General features: G+C 68.2%; 27 protein-coding genes. 13 read left to right on the top strand and 14 right to left on the bottom strand.

Annotation, left to right across the window (positions count from 1 at the left end; genetic code table 11):
• Window positions 1–23: 23 nt before the first annotated feature.
• Genes RCO38_RS16155 through RCO38_RS16125 form a run of 7 tightly spaced genes read right to left on the bottom strand, consistent with a single transcriptional unit; the run spans window position 24 to window position 4,947 of the window.
• A complete protein-coding gene (locus RCO38_RS16155) occupies window positions 24–590 on the bottom strand; it encodes a LolA family protein (RefSeq protein WP_308329370.1) in 567 nt (188 codons plus the stop codon).
• Window positions 590–1,510: an LpxL/LpxP family acyltransferase gene (locus tag RCO38_RS16150; RefSeq protein ID WP_308329369.1), complete on the bottom strand. Its 921-nt coding sequence runs from the start codon at window positions 1,508–1,510 to the stop codon at window positions 590–592. Before RCO38_RS16150 ends, RCO38_RS16155 begins: the two co-directional genes overlap by 1 nt.
• Window positions 1,507–1,812 carry a hypothetical protein gene (locus RCO38_RS16145; protein WP_308329368.1) on the bottom strand — a complete coding sequence of 102 codons (306 nt, stop codon included), beginning with the start codon at window positions 1,810–1,812 and terminating at the stop codon, window positions 1,507–1,509. The genes RCO38_RS16150 and RCO38_RS16145 overlap by 4 nt, the downstream gene beginning before the upstream one ends.
• Entirely contained in the window at window positions 1,799–3,151 is a 1,353-nt protein-coding gene (locus RCO38_RS16140; RefSeq protein ID WP_308329367.1) for an AMP-binding protein, read from the bottom strand. Before RCO38_RS16140 ends, RCO38_RS16145 begins: the two co-directional genes overlap by 14 nt.
• Complete coding sequence (locus RCO38_RS16135) at window positions 3,148–3,429, bottom strand: phosphopantetheine-binding protein (RefSeq protein WP_308329366.1); 282 nt, start codon at window positions 3,427–3,429, stop codon at window positions 3,148–3,150. Before RCO38_RS16135 ends, RCO38_RS16140 begins: the two co-directional genes overlap by 4 nt.
• Window positions 3,430–3,445: 16 nt before the next feature.
• The gene (locus RCO38_RS16130; RefSeq protein WP_308329365.1) at window positions 3,446–4,705 is read right to left on the bottom strand and encodes a beta-ketoacyl-[acyl-carrier-protein] synthase family protein; all 1,260 of its coding nucleotides are present in this window, start codon (window positions 4,703–4,705) and stop codon (window positions 3,446–3,448) included.
• Window positions 4,702–4,947, bottom strand: coding sequence for a phosphopantetheine-binding protein (locus RCO38_RS16125; protein ID WP_308329364.1), 246 nt, complete (start codon window positions 4,945–4,947; stop codon window positions 4,702–4,704). Before RCO38_RS16125 ends, RCO38_RS16130 begins: the two co-directional genes overlap by 4 nt.
• 166 nt (window positions 4,948–5,113) lie before the next feature.
• Between RCO38_RS16125 and RCO38_RS16120 the strand changes: the two genes are divergently transcribed.
• Window positions 5,114–5,818, top strand: coding sequence for a phosphatase PAP2 family protein (locus tag RCO38_RS16120; RefSeq protein ID WP_308329363.1), 705 nt, complete (start codon window positions 5,114–5,116; stop codon window positions 5,816–5,818).
• Here RCO38_RS16120 and RCO38_RS16115 read toward each other — a convergent pair.
• From RCO38_RS16115 to RCO38_RS16105, 3 genes are all read right to left on the bottom strand, one after another.
• Window positions 5,799–6,494 carry a DUF599 domain-containing protein gene (locus RCO38_RS16115; protein ID WP_308329362.1) on the bottom strand — a complete coding sequence of 232 codons (696 nt, stop codon included), beginning with the start codon at window positions 6,492–6,494 and terminating at the stop codon, window positions 5,799–5,801. The genes RCO38_RS16120 and RCO38_RS16115 overlap by 20 nt on opposite strands.
• A 54-nt stretch (window positions 6,495–6,548) precedes the next feature.
• Entirely contained in the window at window positions 6,549–7,103 is a 555-nt protein-coding gene (locus RCO38_RS16110) for a flavodoxin family protein (protein ID WP_308329361.1), read from the bottom strand.
• 69 nt (window positions 7,104–7,172) lie between these two features.
• Entirely contained in the window at window positions 7,173–7,874 is a 702-nt protein-coding gene (locus RCO38_RS16105; protein WP_308329389.1) for a pirin family protein, read from the bottom strand.
• Between the two features lie 147 nt (window positions 7,875–8,021).
• Between RCO38_RS16105 and RCO38_RS16100 the strand changes: the two genes are divergently transcribed.
• The 3 genes from RCO38_RS16100 to gluQRS all read left to right on the top strand — a co-directional run bounded on the left by RCO38_RS16100 (window position 8,022) and on the right by gluQRS (window position 11,136).
• On the top strand, window positions 8,022–8,969 hold the full coding sequence (locus RCO38_RS16100; protein WP_308329360.1) for a LysR family transcriptional regulator: 948 nt from the start codon (window positions 8,022–8,024) through the stop codon (window positions 8,967–8,969).
• Between the two features lie 68 nt (window positions 8,970–9,037).
• Entirely contained in the window at window positions 9,038–10,156 is a 1,119-nt protein-coding gene (locus RCO38_RS16095; protein ID WP_308329359.1) for an NAD(P)/FAD-dependent oxidoreductase, read from the top strand.
• Window positions 10,157–10,242: 86 nt separating this feature from the next.
• Entirely contained in the window at window positions 10,243–11,136 is an 894-nt protein-coding gene (gene gluQRS / locus RCO38_RS16090) for a tRNA glutamyl-Q(34) synthetase GluQRS (protein ID WP_308329358.1), read from the top strand.
• Between the two features lie 7 nt (window positions 11,137–11,143).
• On the opposite strand, the gene RCO38_RS16085 is transcribed toward gluQRS, so the two are convergent.
• On the bottom strand, window positions 11,144–12,301 hold the full coding sequence (locus RCO38_RS16085) for an ABC transporter substrate-binding protein (protein ID WP_308329357.1): 1,158 nt from the start codon (window positions 12,299–12,301) through the stop codon (window positions 11,144–11,146).
• A gap of 175 nt (window positions 12,302–12,476) precedes the next feature.
• On the opposite strand from RCO38_RS16085, the gene trmB reads away from it, so the two are divergent.
• A complete protein-coding gene (trmB, locus tag RCO38_RS16080) occupies window positions 12,477–13,220 on the top strand; it encodes a tRNA (guanosine(46)-N7)-methyltransferase TrmB (RefSeq protein ID WP_308329356.1) in 744 nt (247 codons plus the stop codon).
• A 14-nt stretch (window positions 13,221–13,234) separates the two neighbouring features.
• Here trmB and RCO38_RS16075 read toward each other — a convergent pair whose 3' ends face one another.
• Entirely contained in the window at window positions 13,235–13,495 is a 261-nt protein-coding gene (locus RCO38_RS16075; protein ID WP_308329355.1) for a hypothetical protein, read from the bottom strand.
• Between the two features lie 60 nt (window positions 13,496–13,555).
• On the opposite strand from RCO38_RS16075, the gene RCO38_RS16070 reads away from it, so the two are divergent.
• Window positions 13,556–14,497 (top strand): pseudouridine synthase, encoded by a 942-nt coding sequence (locus RCO38_RS16070; RefSeq protein ID WP_308329354.1) that lies wholly within the window; start codon window positions 13,556–13,558, stop codon window positions 14,495–14,497.
• Between the two features lie 3 nt (window positions 14,498–14,500).
• Here the strand turns inward: RCO38_RS16070 and alaS are convergent, their stop codons facing one another.
• Both alaS and RCO38_RS16060 read right to left on the bottom strand, forming a co-directional pair.
• Window positions 14,501–17,128, bottom strand: a complete 2,628-nt coding sequence (alaS, locus tag RCO38_RS16065) for an alanine--tRNA ligase (RefSeq protein WP_308329353.1) — start codon at window positions 17,126–17,128, stop codon at window positions 14,501–14,503.
• A gap of 81 nt (window positions 17,129–17,209) precedes the next feature.
• Window positions 17,210–18,616: an aminotransferase-like domain-containing protein gene (locus tag RCO38_RS16060; RefSeq protein WP_308329352.1), complete on the bottom strand. Its 1,407-nt coding sequence runs from the start codon at window positions 18,614–18,616 to the stop codon at window positions 17,210–17,212.
• A gap of 146 nt (window positions 18,617–18,762) precedes the next feature.
• On the opposite strand from RCO38_RS16060, the gene gabT reads away from it, so the two are divergent.
• The 7 genes from gabT to RCO38_RS16025 all read left to right on the top strand — a co-directional run bounded on the left by gabT (window position 18,763) and on the right by RCO38_RS16025 (window position 26,115).
• On the top strand, window positions 18,763–20,058 hold the full coding sequence (gabT, locus tag RCO38_RS16055) for a 4-aminobutyrate--2-oxoglutarate transaminase (protein WP_308329351.1): 1,296 nt from the start codon (window positions 18,763–18,765) through the stop codon (window positions 20,056–20,058).
• Entirely contained in the window at window positions 20,055–21,215 is a 1,161-nt protein-coding gene (locus tag RCO38_RS16050; protein ID WP_308329350.1) for a CaiB/BaiF CoA transferase family protein, read from the top strand. Before gabT ends, RCO38_RS16050 begins: the two co-directional genes overlap by 4 nt.
• A 40-nt stretch (window positions 21,216–21,255) precedes the next feature.
• Window positions 21,256–22,338, top strand: coding sequence for an ABC transporter ATP-binding protein (locus RCO38_RS16045; protein WP_308329349.1), 1,083 nt, complete (start codon window positions 21,256–21,258; stop codon window positions 22,336–22,338).
• 65 nt (window positions 22,339–22,403) lie between these two features.
• Window positions 22,404–23,429 carry an ABC transporter substrate-binding protein gene (locus RCO38_RS16040; RefSeq protein WP_308329348.1) on the top strand — a complete coding sequence of 342 codons (1,026 nt, stop codon included), beginning with the start codon at window positions 22,404–22,406 and terminating at the stop codon, window positions 23,427–23,429.
• Window positions 23,429–24,673 (top strand): ABC transporter permease, encoded by a 1,245-nt coding sequence (locus RCO38_RS16035; protein ID WP_374694544.1) that lies wholly within the window; start codon window positions 23,429–23,431, stop codon window positions 24,671–24,673. Before RCO38_RS16040 ends, RCO38_RS16035 begins: the two co-directional genes overlap by 1 nt.
• 13 nt (window positions 24,674–24,686) lie before the next feature.
• A complete protein-coding gene (locus RCO38_RS16030; RefSeq protein ID WP_308329346.1) occupies window positions 24,687–25,505 on the top strand; it encodes an ABC transporter permease in 819 nt (272 codons plus the stop codon).
• 4 nt (window positions 25,506–25,509) lie between these two features.
• The gene (locus RCO38_RS16025) at window positions 25,510–26,115 is read left to right on the top strand and encodes a GNAT family N-acetyltransferase (protein WP_308329345.1); all 606 of its coding nucleotides are present in this window, start codon (window positions 25,510–25,512) and stop codon (window positions 26,113–26,115) included.
• The last annotated feature ends 2 nt before the right edge of the window (window positions 26,116–26,117 follow it).

Below are 26,117 nucleotides of genomic sequence, written 5' to 3'. Positions count from 1 at the left end.
GAAGACTCGGACCGCCGGCGACTTCACTGGGCCTCGATCGGGTCGATGCTGATTTCCGAGCGGTCGCCGTCGGCCTGCAGGTACTCGATGTGCCGCACCTGGTTCTTGCTGCCACTGACCGTGATGCGCTTGAGCAGTGCCATGATGGTCTCGTCCCTGGGCACGAGGGTGAGCACCCAGCGCTGGCTCTCACCTTCCAGCGCGAGCGCGTAGTCCTGCTCCAGCGCCTTGCGGTTGCCCGCGAGGGTGCTGCGGATGCTCTCGACGAAGGCCTGCGCCTCCGGGCGGTTGGCCAGGTGGATGGTGAACTTTCGCTTGTCGCGCTCCAGGCTCAGCGTGTCCTTGTCCAGCACCATGGTTTCGGGTTTGGGCAGCAGGGTGCGCTTCTCCAGCCGGTCCGGCGGGCTGAACACCATCTCGCCGCTGGCCTGCACCGGCTTGTCCAGCAGCGCCACGTGGCGCTTTTCGACGAAGCGCGCGCGGCCGCCCTTCTGGGTCGCCAGATCACTCATCAGCTGGTCGATGTCGTAGGCGGCCTGGGCGCTGGTCCAGAGGCCCAGCCCCAGCAGGGCCAGCACAAAACGTCGCATCATTTTTTCTGCCAGAAATCGAAGAAGTTGAACCAGTTGTAGGGGGCCTTGCGGCACAGATCGGCCAGGCTGTCGGCGTAGCGCTGCACGGCCTCGCGGATCGCAGCGTCGCGCCCCGAACGTTCGACCTTTGAAAAGTCGGCCAGTTTCACGAAATGCAGCTCGTAGCGGTTGCCGCCCAGGTAGAGGCCGGCCATGAGAAACACCGGCCGCCGCAGCATCGCCGCCATGCGCCAGGGCCCCAACGGGAACGCAGCGGGAGAGCCCAGAAACTCCACCTCGTGCGTGGCGTCGTCGCCCAGCGAGCGGTCGGCCAGCATGCCCACCAGATACCCCTGGTCGAGCTTGTCGCGCGCCTCCAGCATCGACTCCATCTGCCCCAGGGAAATGATATCTTGCATCGCCTTGGGGTTGATCGCAGCCAGCGTGGCGTTGATCTTGCGGGCGTTCGCCTCGTACATCATCATCGCCACCTTGAGTCCCTCCTTGCCCCGCCCCATCGCGCGCAGCACCTCAAAGCTGCCCAGGTGGGCCCCGACCAGCAGCGCCCCGGGCTGGGTGCGCACCGACTCGATGAGCGCCTCGCCGCCGTGGACCTGAATGTCGAACACGTCGAAACGATCATTCAGCAGGTAGATGCGGTCGTGGATGGTGCTGGCAAAGCTGAACACATGCCGGAAACCATCGCGCCACAGGGCCCAGCGGCCCAGCACCCGCCGCAGATAGGCCCGGCTGGCACGGCGCGCCGCCGGCGCGAACAGTACGAAGTACGCCGCGATGCCGTGCAGCACGACGCGGCCGATGCGGCGGCCGAAAGTGAGCGAGATCCAGACCATCAGGCGCAGGATCGCCAGGTTGCTGCGCTCCTGGCGCCTCATCCACTCGGGCTGGGCGCTGTCCGGGGTGTCTGGAAGGCTCATGCCGCGGGTGGCACCAGACCGCCGGACGCCACCTCGCGGTCGCCGCAGTGCACGGAAAAGACGAGCCCGCCCCGCACACCGTCGCGCAGCGCGAAGATCAACTCATCGTCCGGACCACAGGGGCTGAGGAACTTCACCTGAGCGACCTGCCAGCCTTCTGACGCACCGCCCTGCAACGGCCTGGCGATTTGCAGCACCCGGTCAAGCAACACCACCCCTGGCACGATGGGATGGCCGGGGAAATGCCCGGCAAACGCGGGGTGGTCGGCGGGCACCCGCCAGGTCTGCTCAAGCAGGGCCATGGTGGCTTCCGGGGCCCACGTGCCGGCGGTACAGCTCCTGCAGCGTCGAGCGCATGAGTTTGCCGGTGCTGTTGCGCGGCAGGGCATCGACGAACACCAGCGGGCGCGGCAGGAACACGCGGTCGATGCGCTGACGCAGGGCCGCCTGCAGCGACCGCGGCGCCACACCGGGCGCAACAACGAAGGCGGCGAGCCGGGTGATGCCATCGGTGGACTGATCGGCGTCGTCGGGCAGGAAGAAGGCACCTTCCTGCACGCCTTCAATGGCGCACAGCTGGTGATTGAGGTAGGCCAGCGAACTGCGCTTGCCTACGATGTTGACCAGATCGGCGTGGCGCCCGTGCAGCAGGAAACGCCCTCCGTCCTGCAGCTCGATGATGTCCGACAGCGGCACCACGCCTTCGACATGGCCCTCGCAGGCGCTGGTGGTGTCCTGGTCCTGCACCAGCCGCACCCCGGGCAGCAGATGCCAGACGGCGCCATCGGTGGTGCGGCGGGTGGCCAGCTGGCCAGACTCGGTCGATCCGTAGATTTCATGCACCGGCGCACCGCTGTGCGCTTCGACCCGGGCCGCCAGCTCGGTGCCGAGGGGCGCGGTCGCCGACAGGCACAGGTCGAGCGCCGGCCAGTCCAGGGCCGAGGCCAGCAGGGTGCCCAGGTGGTAGGGCGTGGTCACCAGCATGCGCGGCTGCGGCACGGCGGCCAGCGCGTCGACCACGTCCTGCGGGTAGAAGGGCTTGCCGCTCCAGAAGCTGCAACCGCCGTGCAGCGCCAGCAGAAAGGTCGACTCGAAGCCGTAGCTGTGCTGCACTGGCACCGTGCCGACCAGCACATGCGGCTTGCGGTCCAGCCCGAGTGCCGCCGCCTCCGCGCGGCCGTTCTGCACCAGGCGGCCCCAGGTCTTGCCGTGTGGCTGCGGCAGGCCGGTGGACCCGGAGGTGAAGAGGATCGCGACCACCTGGTCGTCGTCGATCTCGGGCACTTTGTCGACCGGAGCCCGGGTCACAGCAGCGAGGTCCGGAAACGGCAGGCTGGGCAGCCCCGCCACGTCAAACCGCCCATCGACCACGGCGAAACAGCCGGGATGCTCCTGCGCCAGCCGCTGCAGCGTTTCGGCCGAATGGGACGAAGGCTGCAGGCTGACCCGGTCCGTCATAAGGCAGGCCGCGAACAGCACCGCAAAGTGGTAACGGTCTTCGCAGAGGTTGAGCACCCCGGCGCCGGCCGGCAGCAGCGCCGCAACCGCCTGGGCGTCGGCCAGGAACTCGCGCACCCGGACCGGCCCGGAGGGACGCCAGGCCAGGACATCGTCCAGCCCGTGACCGGTGATCGGCTTCACTTGGTGCGCTGGCTCGCGATGTGTTCCGAGAGGGAGCGCAGCGAGGCGAAGATCTTGACGTTGTTCTCGTTGTCCGACTTGAGCTGGAAGCCGTACTGCTTGGAAATGACCAGCGAGATCTCCAGCATGTCGATCGAGTCCAGTCCCAGACCTTCGCCGTACAGCGGATCGTCGGGCTGGATGTCTTCGGGCTTCACGTCGAGGTTGAGCGCCTCGACGATCAGGGCGGCGACCTCGGCCATGAGGTCGTTCAGGGGAGTTTGTGGGGCTTGGAACATGGTCGGTCTCGATGAATCAGGGGGCGGGCGCGGCACGGAACGCCAGCACGGCGTTGCTGCCACCGAAAGCAAAGGAGTTGGACAGGGCAGCCTTGAGCGGCACGCCTTGGCGCCCTTCGAACACGTGGTCGACCCCTACGCAGGCCGGATCGAGCCGCCCCTGGAGATGGGCCGTGGGGGGAATCGCCCCTTCGCGCAGCGCCAGCACGGTGGCCAGGGCCTCGATCGCACCGGCGGCCCCCAGCAGGTGACCGTGCATGGACTTGGTGGCACTGACCGCCAGACGCGGTGCGAGGTCGCCGAACACCTGGCGCAGCGCGGTGATCTCGATCGGGTCACCCTCGACGGTCGCGGTGCCGTGGGCATTGACGTAGCCGATCTCGTCCACCCCCAAACCTCCATCGGCCAGCGCCGCACGCAGGGCCCGCGCCTGGCCATCAGCCTCGGGGCGCACCAGGTGGCTGCGGTCGCAGCTGGAACCGTAGCCGACGATCTCGGCGTGGATGCGGGCGCCGCGGGCCTGCGCGTGCTCCCAGTCCTCCAGCACCAGGGCGGCGCCCCCTTCGCCCAGCACCAGACCGGCGCGGTCGGCCGAGAACGGGCGGCAGGCCTTGAAGGCGGTTTCTTCGGTGCCCGGCGCCACCAGGCGCATGGCCTCCCAGGCCTTGGCCACGCCGTAGGCCAGCGTGGCGTCGGAACCGCCGGTGATGGCCACGGCCGCCTCGCCATCGCGCACGCGGCGGAAAGCCTCGCCGATCGCCACGGTGGACGACGCGCAGGCCACGGTGTGGCTCATGCTCACACCGCCCAGACCGAGCTGGATCGACAGGTGGGCGTTGACGGCGTTGTTCATGCCCATCACCACCGACAGGGGCGACAGGCGCTCGCGCCCGTTCTGCCACAGGTCGCGGTAGCCTTTCTCGAAGGCCAGGATGCCCCCCAGGGCGGTGCCCCAGATGCAGGCCCAGTTTTCGCGCTCGGCGGGGTCGGCTGTCTGGCGCTCCAGTCCGGCGTCCCGCCAGGCGTCGAATGCGGAGGCCACGCCGAGGTGGGCAAAGCGCTCCATCATGCCGGCCAGCGGCTTGCCGAGCGCGGCGGCAGCGTCGAAGCCGCTGCAGGTGACGAAGGGCATGCACAGCGGCCGGGGCTTGTCCTCGGTCTGCAGCAGGCGCACGGCCGAACGGCCCGCCAGCAGGTGTGCGAAGAAGGCGTCGACGCCGTCTCCGTACGGGCTGACCATGCCAAGGCCCGTGATGGCGACTCGGCGGCGGGTCATGACCGAGCGGTTTTGGCGGCCTGGAGCGAATCGATCAGGGCCACCATGTCCCCGACCGTCTTGGGAGGAGCGACTCCGGAATCGATCGAGATCCCCAGGCGGTCCTCCGCCTCGAACATCAGTTCGGCAAGCATCAGCGAATCCACACCGATGTCCGCCAGGCGCGCCTCATGGACAACCAGCTGCGGATCGGCACCCAGTCGCTCGTGCAGGAATTGACGGATCAGTTCGGTCGATTGCATGGCATACATTTCATGGCTGGCCAGTGGCCTGACACCGGCGCCGGACGCGATGCCCGAAGGGCCGCAGGGCCAGCACGAAGCCCGGCGCAGACCGCCGAACGTCTCATTCTGAAAGCTTTCGATTGTACAGCCCGCACCCCTGGGGACCCGGTCCCCGCGCACTGACATGATCCCCTCGACGGAGACCCTGACACCGGCCGCCGGGGGCTGGTGGTCGCGGGTGTGGCAGCGCATCTGTTTCCAGACCTGGCTCAAAGCCATCGGCACCAGCGCCTTCATGTTTCTGTTCTTCCGCGCGTACTTTGCGCTGCTGGAGAACCCCCAGGCCAATCCCACGGTCATGCCCGAAATCTGGCTGGACCACTGGGTGGCGTTCACGCCAGCGGCGTTCCCGATCTACCTCTCGCTGTGGGTCTATGTGTCGCTGGCCCCGGCCCTGATCGGCAATCTCAGGGCGCTGGTCTGGTTCGGCGTGTGGGTGGGGGCGCTGTGTCTCACCGGCCTGGCCATCTTCTGGCTCTGGCCGACGCAGACCCCTGTCTTCGACGTTGACTGGGGCCAGTACCCCGGACTGGCCCTGATCAAGGGCGTGGACGCCGCGGGCAACGCCTGCCCTTCGCTGCACGTGGCCTCGGCGGTGTTCAGCGCCTGCTGGCTGCACCGCATCCTGCGCCAGCTCAGCACGCCGGTCTGGGTGCTGTGGCTGTCGGCACTGCACGGCGTGGCCATCGCCTGGTCGACTATGGGCACCCTGCAGCACGTGGCGCTGGACGTGATCGGCGGCGCGGCGCTCGGGCTGGTGTTCTCCGTCGCCTCCCTGGTTCACATCCGGGACACCACCCCGCACCTCCTCAGTCCCGCAAAACCTTGAGCACCTCGGAGTGGAACTCGCGGCTGTAGAGGATGGCGACAACAGCCCCGGTGCCCAGCACCATCGCCAGCGGCGAGATGAACCAGGCCAGCGCGGCGAACGAGAAGTAGTAGGCGCGCAGGCCGTCGTTGAAGGTTTCGGCGGCGGCACCGACCATGGCTGCCGCCCGGTCGGCGTATTCCAGGGCGTCGAACTTGCCGGACTTGAAATCGGACGGCGGCGGCATGGCCCCGATCACCAGCGCCACGAAGGTGTATTGGCGCATGCACCAGGAAAAGCGGAAAAAGGCGTATACGAAGATGCTCACCAGCACCAGGATCTTGAACTCGAAAACGATGAGCGGTGTCGCCTGGGCGAACGGGATCTCGCTCATCAACTCGGTCGCCTTGTCGGTGGTGCCCAGCAGGGCGAACAGGCCACCGATGACCAGGATGGACGTGGACGAGAAGAACGCCGGGGTGTTGGAGAGCGTCTGGGTGATCAGGCCGTCAAGCATGCGCGGGTCGCGCATCGCCGCCTGCTTCATCCAGTAACTGCGGTAGCGGTTGGTGGTGATCAGCAGCGAGGACCGGCGCTGCCCGAGGACCTTGGCGAACCAGGCATAGCCCACCCACAAGGCGAAAAAGCAGACCAGCGCGAGCCAGTCTGCCCAGGGGAGGATGGAGAAGATCTTCATGGCCGGGATGGTAAGCCCCTCCCGGCCGCCGCTGGCATGGGCAACGACCCGGTGTCAGCCCTTGAATTTCGCTGTCAGGGTGGCCACACGCTCGCCGAAGAGACGGGCGGTTTCGAGATCGCCTGGCAGCATGTCGCCGGCACCGGCATCGGAGGGCGACTGGGCGATGGCGCCGCTGTAGCTGACCAGGTAGTTCACGTCGTTGCGCTGCGCGCCCTTGGTGTTGCTGGGCATCAGGCCTTGGCTGATCCAGACCATGCCGTGCTGCATGGCCAGGGTGAACAGGGTGTTCAGTGTCTGCAGCTTGTCGCCGTTCATGCCCGCGCTGTTGGTGAATCCCGCCGCGACCTTGTCTTTCCACTTCTGGGCAAACCAGGCCTTGCTGGACGCGTCGGCGAACTTCTTGAACTGCCAGCTCACCGAGCCCATGTAGGTCGGCGAGCCGAAGATGATCGCGTCGGCCGCCTCCAGCGTCTCCCAGCCGCCGTCGGGCAGATTGCCTTCGGCGTCGATCGCCAGCAGCTCCGCGTCAGCGCCCTGGGCCACCGACTGCGCCATGCGCTGGGTGTGACCGTAACCCGAGTGATAGACCACGACAACTTTTGCCATTTGTGACTCCTGTGTGAAAGCGCCAGAGCGCGGGGTGGTGAAAAAAACCGAGGGCCCGTCGGCCCCCGTTCACTGGGACAGATCGAACACCAGCACCTCGGCGTTGTCGCCGTGTTCGAGCACGATGCGCTCCTCCTGGGCCAGCAGCGCGGCGTCACCGCCTTGCAGGCGCTGGCCGTTGACGTCCAGCGCACCACGAACCAGGTGCACGTAGGCCTTGCGCGCCGGATCAATGACCAGCTCGGCGCGCTGTTCGCCATCGAACAGCCCGGCGTGCAGAGACGCGTCGGCGTGGATGGTGACCGAGCCCTGCGCGCCGTCGGGCGAGGCCACCAGGCGCAGGCGGCCGGCCTTCTCCGCCGCACCGAACGCCTTCTGTTCGTAGCCGGGCTCGATGCCGCGCTCGGACGGTTCGATCCAGATCTGCAGGAAGTGCGTGACGCTGTTCGGCGCATGGTTGAACTCGCTGTGCATCACACCGGTGCCGGCGCTCATGCGCTGCACCTCGCCCGGCGGGATGCCCTGGACGTTGCCCATGCTGTCCTTGTGCGCCAGGTTGCCCTGGAGCACGTAGCTGATGATTTCCATGTCGCGATGGCCGTGCGTGCCGAAGCCGGTCCCCGGCGCAATGCGGTCTTCGTTGATCACACGCAGATTGCCCCATCCCATCCAGGCCGGGTCGTGGTAGCCCGCGAACGAAAAGGAGTGGTGGCTCTTGAGCCAGCCGTGGTCGGCATAACCGCGGTCCTGGGAGCGGCGGATCTTCATCATGAGGGTCTCCTGCTGGCGCCGGCAGAGGGCCGGCATGGGAGTCATTGTGGGCACAGCGCCCACCTGGGAGGTCGCAGGAAATTGTTGGCACCATTCAATCCAGTTGAATGAAAATGCCTTCATAACCACTTTCCCGATGGTGATTTCATGGCTTCCACCGCCCCCCGGTCTGCGCTGTCCCCGGAAAACCTGGGCCTGCTCGAAGCGGTCGCACGGCTGGGCAGCATGGCCGCCGCGGCCCGCGAACTCGGCATGGTGCCCAGCGCCCTCACCTACCGCGTGCGGCAGATCGAGGACGCGCTGGACGTGCTGCTGTTCGACCGCAGCGCACGCCGTGCACAGCTCACGCCCGCCGGCGCCGAGCTGCTGCGCGCCGGCCAGTACCTGCTGGACGAACTCGACGCAGTGGCCCAGCGCGTCAAGCGGGTCGCCACCGGCTGGGAGCCGCAGCTGACCATCGCGACCGACGCGATCATTGCGCGCAGCACGCTGTTCGAACTGTGCGAAGCGTTCTACGCCACGGGCGCCCCTACACGCCTGAAGATACGCGCCGAAACCCTTTCGGGCACGCTGGAGGCGCTCAAGACCGGTCTGGCCGATCTGGCCCTGGGCGTGTCGGCCGATGTCTCCCTGCCGGAGCTGCAGATCGCGCCGCTGGGTCAGTTGCGCTTTGTCTTCGCTGTGGCGCCACACCATCCGCTGGCCACCATCGAGCACACCATCGGCGACGACCAGATCCGGCCCCACCGCGCGGTGGCGGTGGCCGACAGCACGCAGCGCGGCAGCGGGCAGTCGTTCAACATCCTGCCCGGACAGGACGTGCTGACCGTGCCGACCATGCAGCACAAGCTCGAAGCCCAGTTGCGCGGCCTGGGCTGCGGCTTCCTGCCCCTGCCGCTGGCCCAGCCCTACATCTCGGCCGGGCATCTGGTGGTGAAGGCGGTCCAGCGTCCCAACCATGTGTTCCGCGTCGGATACGCCTGGCGCCGGCCGCGCAGCGGCGGGGAGACCGGGCAGGCCATGCGCTGGTGGCTCGAGCACCTGCAGCATCCGACCACCCGCAGCGCCCTGCTGGAAAACCACCACGTGGGTTGAGACGGCGCAAGCCAACAACCGCATCCGCGCTGATACAGTGCTCGCATCCCAACCCCATGCGCCACACCATGAACAACAAGAAGGCTCCCAGCCAACGCAAGACCTCTGCCCGGGCCCGCCAGGCCACCGAGCCGCTGCACTTTGCGGTGGTCGGCGCAGGCATGGCCGGCGTGGCGTGCGCCCGCACCTTGCTGCAGGCCGGGCACCGCGTCACGCTGCTCGAAAAAAGCCGGGGCTTCGGTGGCCGCATGTCGACCCGCCGCACCGAGTTCGGCGGCTTCGACCACGGGGCGCAGTACTTCACGGTGCGTGACAGCCGCTTTGCCCGCGTGCTGCTGACCGCTCAGGCCCAGGTGCGGCCCTGGAGCGTGAGCACGGTGCGCGTGCTCGACGCCTTCGGCCATGTGCTGGCCAGCGCGCCACCGCCCACCGAACCGCATTTCGTCGCGGTGCCGGGCATGAGCGCTCTGGTGCACCACTGGGCGCAGCCCCTGGCCCAGCCCGAGCTGCACGGCCACCCGCCCGCCCGCACCTGCGCCGGCGTCCGCGTCCACCACATCGAACGCGACGCGCTGCACCCCGAACTGTGGCAACTGCGGGCCGAGGACGCCGACGGCGGGCAGATGGTGATGGGCGGATTCGACCGCGTGCTGCTGGCCATGCCGCACATGCAGGCGCACGACCTGCTGCAGTCTTCCGGGCTGGCCCCCGACATGCGGCAGGCGATCACCCAGGTGCAGGTGGCGCCCTGCTGGACGCTGATGGTGGCCTTTCCGAACGCGATGCAGCCTGGTCTGTCGCACCTGGGGCCGCAGTGGAACGCCGCCCGCAGCACGCACCACCGCATCAGCTGGCTCGCGCGCGAGAACAGCAAGCCGGGGCGCGAGCGCATCGAGCGCTGGACCGTCCAGGCCAGCCCCGCCTGGTCGACCAAGCACCTGGAAGACGACGCCGAACGCGTCAAGGCCAAGCTGCTCAAGGGCTTCGCCGAGATCACGGGCATCCGCGCCACGCCGCCCCATGCGGTGGTGCACCGTTGGCGCTACGCGCAGACCCAGACCCCGCTGGGACGCTCCCACCTGTTCGACCCGGCTCTGGGCATCGGCCTGTGCGGCGACTGGTGCCTGGGTCACCGGGTCGAGGACGCCTTCGTGTCCGGACTCGAACTCGCGCTGGCTGTGGTGTAGGCCCCCCGCCGCTTCGCGTCTTCCCCCAGGGAACCCCGCCTGCGGCCCGGCGGAGCCGGTTCCGCGGCGGGCGCTGGAGGTTCCTGTTGTCATTTCTTTCCTACCGGGGCAGGTTCGCCCCCTCACCGACGGGCCCGCTGCACGCGGGCTCCCTGGTCGCGGCGCTGGCCAGCTGGCTCGATGCGCGGGCGCACGGCGGCACGTGGCTGGTGCGCATCGAGGACGTGGACACGCCCCGCTGCGTGCCCGGGGCAGACCATTTCATCCTCGGGCAGCTGGCCGCCTGCGGCCTGGTGTCCGATGAGCCTGTGTGCTGGCAGTCCGCACGCGGCGAGCACTACGAGACGGCGCTGGACCGGTTGATCGCGCAGGGTGATGCCTACCCCTGCGCCTGCTCCCGCAAGGACATCGAGGCGGCCCTGCTCGCCGCCGGTCGCCACCGCGAACGCCACCATGCGGCCGTCTACCCCGGCACCTGCCGCCCCGAACGCGGCGGCTTGCGGGGCCGGGAGGCCCGCGCCTGGCGCTTGAAGGTGTCGCCCGGGATGCTTGCGTGGCAGGACCGCCGCCTCGGGCCTCAGCAGCAGGACCTGGCCGCCGAGGTGGGCGACTTCGTGCTGCGCCGCGCCGACGGCCTCTGGGCCTACCAGCTGGCGGTGGTGGTCGACGACGCCGCGCAGGGCATCACCCATGTGGTGCGCGGTGAAGACCTGGCCGACAACACGCCGCGCCAGATCCGGCTGCAGCAGGCCCTCGGGCAGCCCGCACCGTCGTACCTGCACACGCCCCTGGTGCGGGACGCGAACGGTGAAAAGCTGAGCAAGCAGAACGGGGCGCAGGCACTGGCTCTGGACGATCCGCTCGCGGCGCTTCAGGCCGCAGCCGCAGTGCTGGAGTTGCCGGCCGCGGCCGGCCCGCTGCATGAGGCGCTGGCCACCTGGACCCGCGCCTGGCCCTGGCGCGGTATGGCCGGGGGCTGACGCCGGATCAGGTCCGGACCTTCCCGTCGCCGGTCAGCATCGAGAGCTCGACGAACGACGATGCGACGTGGTCTTTCGGGCCGAGTGCGATCGCGTAGCCCTCGAACGAGGTGTCGCCAATCGCCTCCAGACCGCTGATCAGACCATCGCGGCCCGAACGGCCTCCCGCGCGCCGCAGGCCTTCGGCCACCAGTCTGGCGGCCAGGTAGCCCTCCAGACTGGAGAAATTGGCCTGCACCTTGTTGCCGCCCTGGGAGATGGCGTCGCGGAATTCGCGGGTGATGGGCTTGGCGGTGCTGAACGGATTGGGCACCACTTGCGACACCACCACGCCAGCGCCTTCCTTGCCCAGTTCGTCGGCCAGCGCCTGCGTGCCCACGAAGGACACGTTGTAGAAGCTGCCCCCGAAACCCGCCTTGCGCGCTGCACGGATGTACGCGGCGCAGGACTTGTAGGCACTGATCTGCACCACGGCCTGCGGATTGGCGGCATTGATGGTGGCCACCGCCGCCGCCACGTCCACCGTGTTGCGCTCGACCGTGCCGGTCGCCACAGGCTTGAGCCCGCGACTGGCCAGCGCCAGCACGGTGCCGTCCAGCCCGGCTTTGCCGTAAGCGTCGTTCTGGTGGAACACCGCCACACGGGTCAGCCCGAGGTTGACCAGGTTCTTGACGATCAGCTCGGTCTCGTCGTTGTACGAGGCCCGCAGGTGAAAGGCCATGCGGTTGAAGGGCTGGCGCAGCGACATGGCACCGGTGAACGGCGCGATGAACGGCATCTCCGCCTTGGTCGCCAGCGGCAGTGCCGCCACGCTGGTGGGCGTGCCGATGTAGCCGAACAGCGCGAACACGTCCTTGTCCAGCAACTTCTGGGTGTTCTCTGCGCAGCGGTCCGGCTCGTAGCCATCGTCCATCTGCTCGATCTCGACCCGGGCCCGGCCCGAGCCCTGGGCGTTGTACTGGTCGAAGAACAGCTTGGCACCCGCATGGAACTGGATGCCCAGCTGGGCGGCCGCGCCGGTGAAGGCGGCCGACTGGCCCAGCACAATGCGGTTGGACGACTGCGCCCGCAACACGGGCACCGCCAGGGTGGCGGCACCAGCGACACCGCCGGCAAAAGCTCGGCGGGTGAGGCCGCGACGAATGGATGTGGTGTGGTGTGTCATGAATTCCCAACGAAGATGCCGCGAATGCTACCCATCGCCCACGCCTTGTGAAGCAACTTTCATACGCCCGATGGGACCGCCCATCGCACAGCCTGGCAAGGCACATTCTTTTTCAGTACAGCCCCGCACCTACAATCACGGGCCCCGGGCGATCCAAGGCCTGTGGCAGCCCGACATGTCCGACGATTCCACTCCCCACACCCCCGAAACCGCCCCGCCGGGCACCCCGTCCAAGCCCTTCATGCGCGTGGTCAAGAGCTACGTGCTGCGCACCGGCCGCGTGGGCCCGGGGCAACAGCGCGCCTACGAGCAGTTCGGCCCGCGCTTCCTGCTCCACTACGACGCATCCACCCCGCTGGACCCCGCCGCGGCCTTTGGCCGGTCCGCGCCGCTGATCATGGAGATCGGCTTCGGCATGGGCGGCGCCACGGCGCAGATCGCCCAGACGCGGCCCGCCGACAACTTCCTGTGCTGCGAGGTGCACGAGCCCGGGGTGGGCGCCCTTCTCAAACTCTGCGGCGAACAGGGCCTCGAGAACATCCGCATCTTCCGCCACGACGCGGTCGAGGTGCTGGACCACATGCTGCCCGAGCAGAGCCTGGACGGCGTGCACATCTTCTTCCCCGACCCCTGGCACAAGAGCCGCCACCACAAGCGCCGCCTGATCCAGACGCCGTTCGTGAACCGGCTGGCCCGCCACCTCAGGCCCGGCGGCTACCTGCACCTGGCCACCGACTGGCAGCCCTACGCCGAGCAGATGCTGGCGGTGCTGTCGGCCGAGCCGCTGCTGCAGAACACCTCGCCTGCCGACGGTGACGGATACGCACCCAAGCCCGACTACCGCCCGCTGACCAAGTTCGAGAACCGGGGCCTCCAGCTCGGCCACGGCGTCTGGGACTTGGTGTTCCGGCGGGTCTGAGCCCGCCGCCAGGCTCAGTCGTCCTTCGCGCCCTCGTCCTCATCGTCGTCGAGCACGGCGTCGGCCCCGGCGCCGATGATCTTGCCGCCGATGCGGGCCGTGCCCACGGCGGCGTCGACCGCCAGCCCGGCTACTCCCACCACCGCCGAGGCAGCGACATCGGCCACAGCGATCACCGCACAGCCGCCCAGCAGGGGCAGCGACAGCACCAGCGCACCAAACAGGCGCCAGCGGCGGGCAGAGATATCAGAACGCTGGGTCGGCACAGAGATCATCGCGGCAAGGTCTGGGTGGGGAGGCGCAGAGAATACCCGCTTCTCCCGCTCACCACCCCCATGGCCCGCCCGCCCAAGAACCCCCTGATCCCGACCCGCGATGGCGTTTCGCCCAGTTGCGTGGCGCTGCCGCTGCTGCCGCCCGGCGAGCCGCGCTGGCCGACGCTGCTGGACTTCCTGGCCGATCGTCTGCCCGCGGTGGACCGCGACGCCTGGCAACGGCGCCTCGTGGACGGCCAGGTGCTGGACGAGCAAGGACAGCCGGTGCGCACGGCGGACGCCTACCGCGGCGGCGGGCGGCTGTACTACTGGCGCGCGCTGGACGACGAGCCCGAGATCCCGTTCGAGGCCGTGGTGCGGTTCCAGGACACGCACCTGCTGGTGGTCGACAAGCCGCACTTTCTGCCCGTGACGCCCACCGGCCGCTTCGTGCAGCAGAGCCTGCTGGTGCGGCTCAAGCAGGCCACCGGCATCGACACGCTCAGCCCGATCCACCGCATCGACCGCGAAACCGCGGGTCTGGTGGTGTTCAGCGTGCGCCCACAGGACCGCGGCGCCTACCAGGCGCTGTTCCGCGAACGCACGGTGGACAAGGTCTACGAAGCCGTGGCGCCGTTCGACCCGGCGCTGGCGCTGCCGCGGCGGCACCGCAGCCGCATGGCCGAAGACCCCGCGGCCTTCTACCGCATGACCGAAACCGAAGGCGAGCCCAACAGCGAAACCGCCATCGCCCTGCTGGAGCGGCGCGGCGCCTGGGCCCGCTACCGGCTGGAGCCCGTCACCGGCAAGCGCCACCAGCTGCGCGTGCACATGGCCGCGCTGGGCCTGCCGCTGGCGGGCGACCAGTTCTACCCGCGCGTGCGGCGCGGGCCGGGGGAACCCGAGGATTTTGCGGACCCGCTGCGCCTGCTGGCGCGGTCCATCGCCTTCACCGACCCGGTGACGGGCGAAGCCAGGCGGTTTGACAGCGGGTTGCACCTGGGCTGGCCCAGCCCGCTCTGAGGTTTACAGCCGTTCCGAAACCCAGGCCTGCACCGACGCCAGCGCCTTGGGCAGACCCGAGGCGTCGGTGCCGCCGGCCATGGCCATGTCGGGCTTGCCGCCGCCCTTGCCGCCCACCTGCTGCGCGACGAAGTTCACCAGCTCGCCGGCCTTGATCTTGGCCATGCTGTCGGCCGTCACTCCTGCAGCCAGCTGCACCTTGCCGCCGTCCACGGCGGCCAGCACGATGGCGGCGGTCTTGAGCTTGTCCTTGAGCTTGTCCATGGTGTCGCGCAGGGTCTTGGCGTCGGCGCCGGCCAGCACCGCGGCCAGCACCTTGAGGCCCTTGACGTCCACCGCCTGGGTCACGAGTTCGTCGCCCTGGCTGGAGGCCAGCCTGCCCTTGAGCGCAGCCACTTCCTTCTCCAGTGCCTTGACCTGCTCCAGCGTCTGGCCGATGCGGGCCGTCAGTTCGGCGGTCGGGGCTTTGAGCGTGCCAGCGGCCTGGTTCACCGTGTCTTCCAGCGACTGCAGGTAGGCCAGCGCACCGGTGCCGGTCACCGCCTCGATGCGGCGCACGCCAGCGGCCACGCCGCCTTCACCCACGATCTTGAAGAGGCCGATGTCGCCGGTCGCCTTCACATGGGTACCGCCGCACAGTTCGGTGGTGCTGCCGATGCTCAGCACGCGCACGATGTCGCCGTACTTCTCGCCGAACAGCATCATGGCGCCGGTCTGCTTGGCCGCCTCGATGTCCATCAGCTCGGCCCTGGCCGCGGCGTTGGCCAGCACTTCGGCGTTCACGATGGCCTCGACCTGGCGGATCTGCGCGTCGGTCACGGGCGCGTTGTGGGTGAAGTCGAAGCGCGTGCGCTCGGCGTTGACCAGCGAACCCTTCTGCTGCACGTGGGTGCCCAGCACCTCGCGCAGGGCCTTGTGCATCAGGTGGGTGGCGCTGTGGTTGCGCACGGTGGCCGCGCGCAGCGCCAGGTTGACCGACGCGGTGACCGTGTCGCCCACGGCCAGCGTGCCCTGCTCCACCGCACCGTGGTGGCCGAACACGTCGGCCTTGATCTTCTGCGTGTCACCGACGGCGAACCGGGCGGAGCCGCTGGTGATGACACCCTCGTCACCCACCTGACCACCGCTCTCGGCGTAGAACGGCGTGGTGTCCAGCACCACGACGCCCTGCTGACCGGCCTTGAGCTCGGCCACGGCCGTGCCGTACAGGTACAGCGCGACCACCTTGGCCGGCGCTTCGAGCTGCTCGTAACCGACGAAGGTGTTGCCGACGCCGCTGTATTCCAGCACCTTGTCCATCTTGAACTTGCCGGCCGCGCGGCCCTTGGCCTTCTGCGCTTCCATGGCGGCGTGGAAGCCCGCTTCGTCGACGGCCACACCGCGCTCGCGGCAGACGTCGCCCGACAGGTCGAGCGGGAAACCGTAGGTGTCGTGCAGCTTGAAGGCCACGTCGCCCGGCAGCACTTTCGCGCCGTCGGCCAGGGCCGCGTCGAGGATCTCCATGCCGTTGGCCAGGGTCTCGTAGAAGCGCTCTTCCTCGGCCTTGAGCACCTCGGTGATGCGCTGGGCCTGCGAGGCCATGTTCGGGTAGGCCTCGCCCATCATCTTCACCAGGTCGGGCACCAGCTTGTGGAAGAACGGGGTCTTCTGGCCCAGCTTGTAGCCGTGGCGGATGGCGCGGCGGATGATGCGGCGCTGCACATAGCCGCGGCCTTCGTTCGACGGGATCACGCCGTCGCTGATCAGGAACGAGGTGGCGCGGATGTGGTCGGCAATCACCTTGAGCGAGGGGTTGGCGAGGTCGCTCGTGTGCGTTTCGCGCGCCGCAGCCTTGATCAGCGCGTCGAAGATGTCGATCTCATAGTTGCTGTGCACGTGCTGCAGGATGGCGGCCAGGCGCTCCAGGCCCATGCCGGTGTCCACGCAGGGCGCGGGCAGCGGCGTGACGGAACCGTCCTCCTTCATGTCGAACTGCATGAACACGTTGTTCCAGATCTCGATGAAGCGGTCGCCGTCTTCGTCGGGGCTGCCCGGGGGGCCGCCGGGGATCTCGGGGCCGTGGTCGTAGAAGATCTCCGAGCAGGGGCCGCACGGGCCGGTGTCGGCCATCATCCAGAAGTTGTCGCTCTTGTAGCGGCCGCCCTTGTTGTCGCCGATGCGGATCACGCGCTCGGGCGGCAGACCAATTTCCTTGGTCCAGATGTCGTAGGCCTCGTCGTCCTCGGCGTAGACCGTGGCCAGCAGGCGCTCGGGTGGCAGCTTGTAGACCTGGGTCAGCAGCTCCCAGGCCCACTTCAGCGATTCGCGCTTGAAGTAGTCGCCGAAGGACCAGTTGCCCAGCATCTCAAAGAAGGTGTGGTGGCGGGCGGTGTAGCCCACGTTCTCCAGGTCGTTGTGCTTGCCGCCGGCGCGCAGACAGGCCTGGACGGACGCGGCGCGCACATAGCTGCGCTTGTCGGTGCCCAGGAACACGTCCTTGAACTGGACCATGCCCGAGTTGGTGAACATCAGCGTAGGGTCGTTGCCCGGCACCAGCGGGCTGGACGCCACCACGGTGTGGCCCTTGGAGGCGAAGAAGTCCAGGAAGGTCTTTCGGATGTCGGCGACGGAAGCAACGGCGGGGACGGTCATGGTGGCCTGTCTGTGGGGGTTGTCAGGGGGTGGCGCCGGCTGACGCGGGCGCGAAACCTCGTATTTTCGCAAACTGCGCGCTCACCCGGCGTGGCGGTGGTCACTGAGGAAGCTCAGCACGCGCGGATCGTCGGTGAAGGCGACATTGAAACGGAACCAGGGGCTGGGCTGCAGCTCCGGGTCGAACAGGTGGCCGGGGCCGAGCAGGATGTCCTGCTCGGCCGCCTGGTAGGCCAGTTCGGTGGCGTTCTGGATGTCGGGGTGGCGCGCCCAGAGGAACATGCCGGCCTTGGGCTCGCAGAACAGGTCGAAGCCCAGGCTCTCCAGCGCCTGGCCGACCCGCTGGTGCGCCTGCGCCAGCCGCTCGCGCAGGCCGCGCAGGTGCTTGCGCCAGCGGCCGTCGACCAGGGCGCCATAGGCCAGGCGCTCGCTGAATTCGGACGAGGTCAGGCCCGAAATCATCTTGAGCTGGGCGAAATCCTCCAGCAGATCCGGCGGCGCAGCCATGTAGCCCACGCGGATGTTGGGCGAGATGGTCTTGGAGAAGCTGCTGATGTAGACCACGCGCTGCAACTGGTCCAGGCTGGCCAGCGAAGGCCGCGGCTCCGGGTCCAGGTCGGCGTAGATGTCGTTTTCGACCACGGTGAACTGGTGCTGCTCGGCCAGCAGGACCACGCGGTGCAGGTGGGCCAGGTTGGCCACCGAGCCGGTGGGGCTTTGCAGGCGCGGCTGGGTGAAGAACACCTTGGGCTGGTGCTCCTTCACCAGCGCCTCCAGCGCGGCCAGGTCGTAGCCGTCGGGCGTGCGCGGCACGCCGATCAGGCGCGCGCCCAGGAAGCGCAGCGAGAACAGCATGTTCGGGTAGCCGGGGTCGTCCACCAGCACCGCATCGCCCGGCCGCACCAGGCGGCGCGCCACCAGGTCCATGGCCTGGCTGGAGCCCTGGGTGAGCAGCACCTGGTCGGCGCTGACGGCGATCTCCTGTTCGGCCAGCAGGTCGCGCACCAGCTGGCGCAGCGGCATGAAGCCCTTCGGCTCGCCGTAGCCGCCCAGGTCCACGTTCTCCGCCGCCAGGGTGCGCAGGCTGCGCCTCATGCCTTCCTCGAACAGCCAGTCGCCGGGCAGCCAGCCGCAGCCGGGCTTCATGCGCAGCGCCCGCGCCTCGAACACCCGCCGCAGGTACCACATGGAGTCGAAGTTGTAATTGGCGGCTTCGGCCGGCGCGCTGCCGGCGGCCAGCCGGGCCAGGGCCTCGCGCTGGCGCACGAAAAAGCCCGAATGCGGGCGCGACACGAAGTAGCCCAGGGCCACCAGCCGGTCGTAGGCGTCGACAACTGTATAGGTGCTGACCCCGTGCGCATGCGCAAACTGGCGGATCGAAGGGGCCTTGGAGCCCGGGCGCAGGCCTCCACTCTGGATGGCGGCGCGGAAACCCTCGACGATCTGCACCACCAGCGGGGTCGCGCCTTTCGGGTTAAGGGAGAACATGGTCGGGGGGAATTGGGGTTTGTCTGTACAGGCCTGCAGGGCTATACAGTGCATCGCTGTGCAGCCAGTGTCTGTATATGTTAGCGGCCGGCGTTGGCGCCTACAGTGCGCCCCAGTCTGAAATCTCTTCACGAACGGAGCCCTGCATGCAACGCGAACCCCACTTCACCAACGCCGCCCTGATGGCCCGCCGCCGTGCCGCCCTGCCCAACGGGCTGGGCCAGGGCTTCGAGATCTTTGCCGACCGCGCCGAAGGCGCCGAGGTGTGGGACGTGGAAGGCCGGCGCTACATCGACTTCGCCGGCGGCATCGCGGTGCTCAACACCGGTCACCGCCACCCGGCCCTGGTCAAGGCCGTGGCCGAACAGCTCGAGCGCTTCACGCACACCTGCTTCCAGGTGCTGGCCTACGAGTCCTATGTGGAACTGGCCGAGAAGCTCAACGCCATGGCACCCGGCAATTTCGCCAAGAAAAGCTTCTTCCTGACCACCGGCGCCGAGGCGGTGGAAAACGCGGTCAAGGTGGCCCGCGCCTACACCAAGCGCTCCGCCGTCATCGCCTTCGGGGGCGGCTTCCACGGCCGCACCCTGATGGGCATGGCGCTGACCGGCAAGGTCGCCCCGTACAAGGCGGGCTTCGGCCCCTTCCCGGCCGAGGTGTTCCACGCCAAGTTCCCGAACCCGCTGCATGGCGTGAGCGAAGACGACGCCATCGCGTCGGTGGAAGCGCTGTTCAAGTACGACGTGGAAGCGTCGCGCGTGGCCGCCATCATCCTGGAGCCGGTGCAAGGCGAAGGCGGCTTCTACGCCGCCTCGCCCGCGTTCGCCCAGCGCCTGCGCGCCCTGTGCGACCAGCACGGCATCCTGCTGATCGCCGACGAAGTGCAGACCGGCGCCGGCCGCACCGGCACCTGGCTGGCCTGCGAGCAGTGGGGCGTGGCGCCCGACGTGATCACCATGGCCAAGTCGCTGGCCGGCGGCATGCCGCTGTCGGCCGTGATCGGCAAGGCCGAGGTCATGGACGCCGCCGCCGTGGGTGGCCTGGGCGGCACCTACGCCGGCAACCCGCTGGCCTGCGCGTCTGCGCTGGCGGTGATCGAGACCTTCGAGAAGGAAAACCTGCTGGAGCGCAGCCGCGCCGTGGGTGAGCGCCTGACCGGCCGCCTCAAGGCGCTGCAGGCCCAGCACAACTGCATCGCCGAAGTGCGCGGCCTGGGCGCCATGGTGGCCATCGAGCTGTGCAAGAACGGCGACCCGCTCCAGCCCGACGCCGACCTGACCAAGCGCATGGTGGCCGAGGCGCAGAAGCGCGGCCTGATCCTGCTGAGCTGCGGCGTCTACGCCAACGTGATCCGCGTGCTGGTGCCGCTGGTGGCCAGCGACGCGCTGCTGGACGAAGGTCTGGACATCATGGCCGCCGCCCTCACTGCATCCGCTCAATGAGCTCCCAGCCCCCCCGCCCGCTCGCGGGCGTTCGAGTGCTCGATCTCTCCCGGGTGCTGGCCGGTCCCTGGGCCGGCCAGATGCTGGCCGACTATGGCGCCGAGGTGCTCAAGGTCGAGCGCCCGGGCGCCGGTGACGACACCCGCACCTGGGGCCCACCGTGGTGGGGCGAAGGTGAATCACGCGTGGCCGCGTACTTCGTCTGCGCCAACCGTGGCAAGCGCTCGGTCGCGATCGACATCGCCTCGCCCGAGGGCATCCAGACCGTGCGCGAACTGGCGCGGGAGGCGGACGTGCTCATTGAAAACTACAAGGTGGGCCAGTTGGCGCGCTACGGTCTGGATGCGGTGAGCCTGCAGGCCATCAACCCGCGCCTGATCTACTGCTCCATCACCGGCTACGGCCAGACCGGTCCGCTGGCGCACAAGGCCGGCTACGACTTCGCCATCCAGGCCGAAGGCGGCCTGATGAGCATCACCGGCAACAGGGGCGAAGAGCCGCAGAAAGTGGGTGTCGCGGTGACGGACCTGATGACCGGCGTCTACGCGACCACCGCCATCCTCGCCGCGCTGCACGAGCGCGCGCGCACCGGCAAGGGCCGGATCATCGACGCCGCGCTGTTCGACGTGCAGGTGGCCATGCTGGCCAACCAGGCCAGCAACCAGCTCATCGGACACAGGACCCCGACGCGCATGGGCAACGCGCACCCGAACATCGTGCCCTACCAGGTGTTCCCCACGCGCGATGGCCACATGGTGCTGGCGGTGGGCAACGACGGCCAGTTCGCCAAGTTCTGCGACGCCGCCGGCCAGCCTGCGGTCTCGCGCGATGCGCGCTTCTCGACCAACCCCGCCCGCGTCGAACACCGCGCCACGCTGGTGCCACTGGTGACCGGTTGGACGATGACGAAAGACACGGCCGAATGGGTGGCTTTGCTGGACCAGGCGGGTGTGCCCTGCGCACCGATTCTTGACATTGCTCAAGTCATGGAACATCCGCATGTGGCGGCGCGCGGAATGGCGCTACAACCTCGCGACGCGCAGACCCCGCCGATGGTCGCCAACCCCATGCTGTTCGATGGCGAGCGCCCGGTCGCCGACCTGCCACCGCCCGCACTGGACGCCCACCAGGCACGGTGGTTGCATACACCCAGATGATCCGCCCGCCGGGCCTGTTCCTACATTCAACCAAGCGTTCATGACCTCCCCTTCCGCACTCGTCACCTTCACCGGTGTGCAGAAAACATACGACGGCCACACCCTGGTGGTGCGCGACCTCAACCTCGAGATCCAGAAGGGGGAATTTCTCTCGCTGCTGGGCCCGTCGGGCTCGGGCAAGACCACCACGCTGATGATGCTCGCCGGCTTCGAGTCGCCGACTTCCGGCGAGATCGCGCTCAATGGGGTACCCATCACGCGCACCCCGCCGCACAAGCGCAACTTCGGCATGGTGTTCCAGAACTACGCGCTGTTCCCGCACATGACCGTGGCGGACAACATCGCCTACCCGCTGACGGTGCGCAAGCTCGACCGCAACGACATCGACACCAAGGTCAAGCGCGCGCTCGACATGGTGCAGATGGGCCACATGGGCCAGCGCTACCCGTCGCAGATGTCCGGCGGCCAGCAGCAGCGCGTGGCCCTGGCCCGCGCGCTGGTGTTCGACCCGCAGCTGGTGCTGATGGACGAGCCGCTGGGCGCACTGGACAAGCAGCTGCGCGAACACATGCAGATCGAACTGAAGGCCCTGCACCGCAGCCTGGGCGTGACCTTCGTCTACGTGACGCACGACCAGTCGGAAGCGCTCACCATGTCCGACCGCGTGGCCGTGTTCAACGAAGGCGTGATCCAGCAGATCGACGCGGTGGACCGCCTCTACGAGACGCCGGCCAACCGTTTCGTCGCCGGCTTCGTGGGCGACAACTCGGTGCTCGACGCACGCGTGATCCAGAACAACGGCGACACCTGCGAGGTGCAGCTGGCCGACGGCACGCACCTGCACGGCGTCAACGTCAACCACGCCCAGGTGGGCGACACGGTGCAATGCAGCGTGCGGCCCGAGCGCATCGCCGTGGTGGACGCCGGCCACTCGGCCGGCAACCGCGTGGCCGCCACCATCACCGACGTGATCTATTTCGGCGACCACCTGCGCCTGCGCTGCCAGGTGCCCGAGCAACCCGAGATGAGTGTCAAGGTGCCGCTGCAGCACCTGGGCCACATGCAGGCCGGGCAGACGGTGCACCTGCACCTGCCCGCCACACATCTCCGCGTCTACCGCTGAGATCCCGTCCGCTTCCGTTTCCCCTTTCCCGTTCCCCTGTTCCTCAACCCATGGAGATCCTCCAGATGAAACTCAAACCCGTTCTGATTGCCGTGGCCGCCCTGGTGGCCCTGCCCGCCATGGCCCAGAGCCTGACTGTGGTGAACTTCGGTGGTGCCAACGGCGCCGCGCAGAAGAAGGCCTACTTCGAGCCCTTCGAGAAGGCGGGCGGCAAGATCACCGCCGTCGAATACAACGGCGAGCAGGCCAAGATCAAGGCCATGGTCGAAGCCAAGAAGGTCACCTGGGACGTGGTCGAAGTGGAGAGCCCCGACCTGAGCCGCGGCTGCGACGAAGGCCTGTTCGAGAAGCTGGACTGGGCCAAGGTTGGCAACAAGGCCGACTTCCAGAAGGCCGCCGTGCACGATTGCGGCGTGGGCACCTTCGTGTGGTCCACCGTGATGGCCTACGACGGCGACAAGCTCAAGACCGCCCCGACCACCTGGGCCGATTTCTGGGACACCAAGAAATTTCCGGGCAAGCGCGGCATGCGCAAGGGCGCCCGCTACAACCTTGAGTTCGCCCTGATGGCCGACGGCGTCAAGCCCGCCGACGTCTACAAGGTGCTGGCCACCAAGGACGGTGCCGAGCGCGCCTTCAAGAAGATGACCGAGCTCAAGCCCAGCATCCAGTGGTGGGAAGCCGGTGCGCAGCCCCCGCAGTTCCTGGTCGCCGGTGACGTGGCCATGACCACCGCCTACAACGGCCGCATCGACGCCGCCCAGCGCGAAGGCAAGAACCTGAAGATCACCTGGACCGGCGGCATCTACGACCTGGACTACTGGGTCATGCCCAAGGGCACGCCCAACAAGGACGCCGCCCTGAAGTTCATCGCGCTGGCCAGCTCGGCCGATGCACAGGCCGAGTACGCCAAGAACATCAGCTACGGCCCGACCAACACCAAGGCGCTGGGCAAGCTCGACGCCAAGGTGCTGGGCCAGCTGCCCACGTCCGCTGCCAACAGCAAGGACGCGCTGCAGTTCAACGTCGGCTTCTGGGCCGACCAGGGTGAAGCCCTGGAGAAGCGCTTCTCGGCCTGGGCGGCGCAATGATGATGGCCGGCGGAACCCTGGACCTGGCCACGCAGCTGCGCCGCGCCGAGCGGCGCCGCAAACAGCGCGCGGTGGCGCTCACGCTGCCGCTGCTGGCCTTTCTGGTCGTGTTTTTCCTGGTTCCGCTGGCATCGCTGCTGGTGCGGGCGGTGGAGAACCCCGAAGTCGCCGACGCCCTGCCCCGCACGGGACAGGCGCTGGCCGGCTGGGATCGAAACAGCCCGCCCGACGCCGCCGCCTACGCGGCGGTGATCGCCGACCTCTCGGCGATCGAGGACACCGCGCAGGCCGGCGTGCTGGCGCGGCGCCTCAACAGCGAAGTCCCCGGTGGACGTTCGCTGGTCATGGGCACCTACCGTGCCGTGCAATCCGAAGACTCGGGTTTCAAGGACCTGTCCTCCGATCAGGCCAAGGCCAAGCTGATCGAGCAGGACGCGCGCTGGGAAGAGCTGCCCTACTGGCAGGCCATCGCCCAGAACAGCTCGCGCTGGACACCCGACTACCTGCTGGCCGCGGTCGACCTCAAGCGCACGCCGCAGGGCGACATCGTGAAAGTCGCCGACGACGAGGCCGCCTTCTCCGACATCCTCGGCCGCACCTTCCAGATGAGCGCGGTCGTGACCTTCTTCTGCCTGTTGCTGGCCTACCCGCTGGCCTACTGGCTCTCGACCCTGCCTGAGCGCAAGGCCAACATCCTGCTGATCCTCGTGTTGCTGCCGTTCTGGACCTCGGTGCTGGTGCGCATCGCCGCCTGGATCGTGCTGCTGCAGAACAACGGCCTGGTCAACCGCTTCCTCATGTGGATCGGCCTGACCGACACGCCGATCCCGCTGCTGTTCAACCGTGTGGGCGTGATCATCGCGATGGTGCACATCCTGCTGCCCTTCGCCATCCTGCCGCTCTACAGCGTGATGAAGTCGGTGCCGCCCAACTACCTGCGCGCTGCCATCTCGCTGGGCAGCGCACCGTTCGCCGCCTTCGTGCGCGTCTACCTGCCGCAGACCTACCCCGGCGTGGCCGCCGGCGGCCTGCTGGTCTTCATCACCAGCATCGGCTACTACGTGACCCCGGCGCTGCTGGGCGGCGCGGGCGACCAGATGCTGAGCTATTACGTCGCGCAGTACACCAACGTCGAAGTCAACTGGGGCATGGCCTGCGCGCTCGGCGGCGTGCTGCTGACCACCACGCTGATCCTGTATTCGATCTACCGCAAGGTCTCGAAGGCCGAACTCAGTCTGGGTTGATCAGGAAAACACCATGTTCAAGCTCCCCGACTTTCCCGCCTACTACACCTTCTTCGACAAGCTTGGCTGGCTCGCCCTGCGCGCCGGGGGTCTGGCCGTGCTGGCCTTCCTGCTGATGCCGGTGCTGGTGATCATCCCGCTGTCGTTCAGCGACTCGTCCTTCCTGGCCTACCCGATCGAAGGCTGGTCGCTGAAGTGGTACCACGAGATGTTCGCCTCCGACGACTGGTCGCGCGCCACCAGGAACAGCTTCATCGTGGCCCCGCTGGCCACGCTGCTGGCAACCACGCTGGGCACCCTGGCCGCCATGGGCCTGGCCAACACGAAGTTCCTGGGCAAGGGCTTCATCACCGGCCTGCTGATCTCGCCCATGGTGGTGCCCATCGTCGTGGTCGGCGTCAGCGCCTACCTGTACTTCGCACGCTGGGGCCTGAACGACTCCTACCTCGGGCTGGTGATCGTGCACGCCGCGCTGGGCGCGCCGTTCGTGGTGACCACCGTGCTGGCCACGCTGCAGAGCTTCAATCACAACCTGGTGAAAGCCAGCCTGAGCCTGGGCGCCAGCCCGCTGGAGACCTTCTTCCGCGTGACGCTGCCCGTCATCGCGCCGGGCGTGATCTCGGGTGCGCTGTTCGCCTTCGCGACCTCGTTCGACGAGGTGGTGGTGACCCTGTTCCTCGCCGGTCCCGAACAGGTGACCCTGCCGCGCCAGATGTTCACCGGCATCCGCGAGAACATCTCCCCCACCATCGCCGCCGTCGCCACGCTGCTGATCTTGTTTACCACGGCCCTGATGCTGACGCTGGAGTGGCTGCGCGGCAGAAGGAAGTGATCTGATGCCCTTCACGCACGACACCACGCTGCACGGTCGGCACGTCCAACTGGTGCCCCTGCGACCCGGGCACCACGAGGACCTGGTCGAAGCGGTGCGCGACGGCGAACTCTGGAAGCTCTGGTACACCGCCATCCCCACACCCGAGGGCATGGCCGCAGAGATCCAGCGCCGCCTGGGGCTGCAGAAGGCCGGCAGCATGCTGCCGTTTGCGGTGCTGGACCCCAGCGGCAAAGCCGTGGGCATGACGACCTACATGAACATCGACGCCGCGAACCGCCGCGTCGAGATCGGCTCCACCTGGTACCGCCAGGCGGTGCAGCGCAGCGCGCTCAACACCGAGGCCAAACGCCTGCTGCTGGCCCACGCTTTCGAAACGCTGGACTGCATCGCGGTGGAGTTCCGCACCCACTGGTTCAACCACGCCAGCCGCCGCGGCATCGAGCGCCTGGGCGCCAAGCTCGACGGCGTGCTGCGCTCGCACCAGATCAACCGCCACCCCGATGCACAGGGTGCGCTGCGCGACACCTGCGTCTACAGCATCGTGGCCAGCGAATGGCCGAGCGTGAAAGCCCATCTGGACTTTCAGCTGAGCAAACCCCGAACCTGACC

The organism is Hydrogenophaga pseudoflava (assembly GCF_031020795.1).
GTDB classification, from domain to species: domain Bacteria; phylum Pseudomonadota; class Gammaproteobacteria; order Burkholderiales; family Burkholderiaceae_C; genus Hydrogenophaga; species Hydrogenophaga pseudoflava_A.
This window is presented reverse-complemented; position numbering and strand designations above follow the sequence as displayed.